Source organism: Microbacterium sp. Bi128 (assembly GCF_918698205.1).
This window is the reverse complement of sequence record NZ_CAKKMM010001258.1, coordinates 1-1,494: the sequence shown is the minus strand read 5'-3', so window position 1 is coordinate 1,494 and position 1,494 is coordinate 1. Positions and strand designations below refer to the sequence as shown.

At 65.7% G+C, this 1,494-nt stretch carries 3 protein-coding genes; all 3 read right to left on the bottom strand.

Features of this window, described 5'->3' with window-relative positions; all coding sequences use genetic code 11:
- Window positions 1–354 (bottom strand): beta-ketoacyl synthase N-terminal-like domain-containing protein (locus tag LQV45_RS31800; protein WP_290370377.1); only part of this gene is annotated, 354 nt, incomplete at its 3' end.
- A 177-nt stretch (window positions 355–531) separates the two neighbouring features.
- Window positions 532–777: an acyl carrier protein gene (locus tag LQV45_RS31795; RefSeq protein ID WP_018773434.1), complete on the bottom strand. Its 246-nt coding sequence runs from the start codon at window positions 775–777 to the stop codon at window positions 532–534.
- 202 nt (window positions 778–979) lie between these two features.
- Window positions 980–1,494, bottom strand: a 515-nt coding sequence (locus tag LQV45_RS31790; RefSeq protein WP_290370376.1) for a 3-oxoacyl-[acyl-carrier-protein] synthase III C-terminal domain-containing protein, incomplete at its 5' end; no start/stop codon positions are given.

Sequence of the window (1,494 nt, the reverse complement as noted above, 5' to 3'; positions counted from 1 at the left end):
GTCCCAGGCATCCAGGAGGGTCCAGACGCCGCCGATGCCGGTCGCGAAGGCCACCGCCAGGCGGTCGTGGTCGATTTCAGTGATGCCGGAGTCGGCCCACGCCTCACGGGATGCGACCACGGCGAACTGGGTGGACGGGTCCATGCGCTTGGCCTCGACCCGGGTCAGGACGTCCAGGGCAGGGGTGGAGGCGCGTGCAGCGAAGTGGACGGGCAGCTCATACTTGGCCACCCAGTCGTCCTCAAGCGTGTGCGCGCCGGAGACGCCCTTGAGCGCGTTCTTCCACATCGTGGGGACATCGCCGCCGATGGGTGTGGTGGCACCCAGACCGGTAATGACTACTTTGCGTGCCATGGGATCACTCTCTGTCGGTGCGCCTGCCGTATCCGGAACCGCGAACGGGATGGCCGGGGCCTGCGAGGGGAAAACTTTCGGGTGGTGCATTTCGTGGTGGTGCTGGTGGTCCGGGCCGGGCGCTGCTGCAGCGCCCGGACCGGACACCGGGGTCCGCCGATACCGGCGGAAGCCAGACTAGGCCTGGGCGTTGGCGATGAAGCTGACGGCGTCGCCGACGGTCTTGAGGTTCTTGACCTCTTCGTCCGGGATGCGGACGCCGAACTTCTCTTCGGCGTTGACCACGATCGTCATCATCGAGATGGAGTCGATGTCCAGATCCTCGGTGAAGGACTTGTCCATTTCGACAGCCTCCGTGGCCAGGCCGGTCTCTTCGTTGACGATTTCAGCCAGGCCGGCCAGGATTTCTTCGTTGCTAGCCATTGATGGCTCCTTTTCTGGTTGTTGCCCTCGGCTGCCGGTGGAATGCCGGCAGCCTAAGGGCGGAAATGATTCAAACCGAGGGTTCGGCTTGGTGCGGGAATGCTTGCGAGCACAGCATGCGGGGCGGGCCCTGAAATTGAAGGACATGCGGTGCAAGGGTGAAACGGGTGGAACGTATTTAGTTCGGAAAAGCGGTGGCTGCCTAAGGAAGCACGACCACCTGGGCGCCGAAGACCAGACCGGCTCCGAAGCCGATCTGCAGCGCCAGCCCGCCGCTGAGCTCGGGGTTTTCCTCAAGCAGGCGGTGGGTGGCCAGGGGGATGGACGCCGCCGACGTATTTCCGGCGTCGGCGATGTCGCGGGCGATCTTGACGGTCTCGGGCAGCTGCAGCTTCTTGGCCATCTCGTCGATGATGCGCATGTTGGCCTGGTGCGGGATGAACGCGGCGAGGTCCTCGGACCGGATGCCGGCTGCGTCCAGGGCCTGCTGGGCCACCTTGGCCATCTCCCACACGGCCCAGCGGAAGACAGTCTGGCCGTCCTGGCGCAGGGTCGGCCACAGGGAAGCGTCGGTCACGGCCGCTTCCTCATCGCTGACGGCGGCGCCGTGCTTGCCGGTCAGGGCGAGCTCGCGGATGTCCAGCATGGAGTGGGTCATGCCGATGGCATCCCACTTGCTGCCGTCCGAACCCCACACCGACGGGCCGATGCCGGGCG

Excerpts from the sequence above, each read along its gene's own strand:
- LQV45_RS31795 (WP_018773434.1), bottom strand. The coding sequence starts at position 777 with ATGGCTAGCAACGAAGAAATCCTGGCCGGCCTGGCTGAAATCGTCAAC.